The organism is Mesorhizobium sp. M6A.T.Ce.TU.016.01.1.1, from assembly GCF_003997065.1.
Lineage (GTDB): Bacteria > Pseudomonadota > Alphaproteobacteria > Rhizobiales > Rhizobiaceae > Mesorhizobium > Mesorhizobium mediterraneum.
Window position 1 is genome coordinate 1 of sequence record NZ_RZTJ01000128.1, and the last position, 467, is coordinate 467.

The 467-nt window shown below is 61.7% G+C and carries 1 protein-coding gene; it reads right to left on the minus strand.

The annotated features are described in order from the left end of the window. Positions 1 to 25 precede the first annotated feature (25 nt). On the minus strand, positions 26 to 467 hold a 442-nt coding region (locus tag EOC94_RS33580; protein ID WP_148128469.1), incomplete at its 5' end, for a histidine phosphatase family protein.

The following is a 467-nucleotide window of genomic DNA, read 5'->3' on the forward strand; positions in this document are numbered from 1 at the left end:
ACCATCTGCATCCGGCAAATCCTCGTCAGGCAACTTCGTTCAATCGGATCAGCTTCGCCCCCCAGTCCCCCGATACGATCGTCGTGATCGAAGCGGGATCGATGTCGAAGCGAAAGCAGTCGCCGGCCGGCAAGCCAAGGACCTTGCAGACGGCGGCCTTGATCACATCGGCGTGGCTGACCAGGGCGACACACTGATTCGGATGCTGCTCGTGGACAGCATTCATCACCGCGACGACGCGCTGCTGGACATCGTGCATGGTCTCGCCACTCGGTGTCCTTGCCACTTGCCGCTGATCATTCCAGGCTCGCCAGCTGGCGTCGCCATTCAGCTCATCGAAAGTCTTTCCCGACCAGTCGCCGAAGTCGATCTCGTCAAGTTCGGCGCAGATCGCGATTTCTCCGACACCGCAGGCGAGCGCAATTGGCAGCGCCGTCTCTCGGGTACGCTCGCGCGGGCTGCACAAG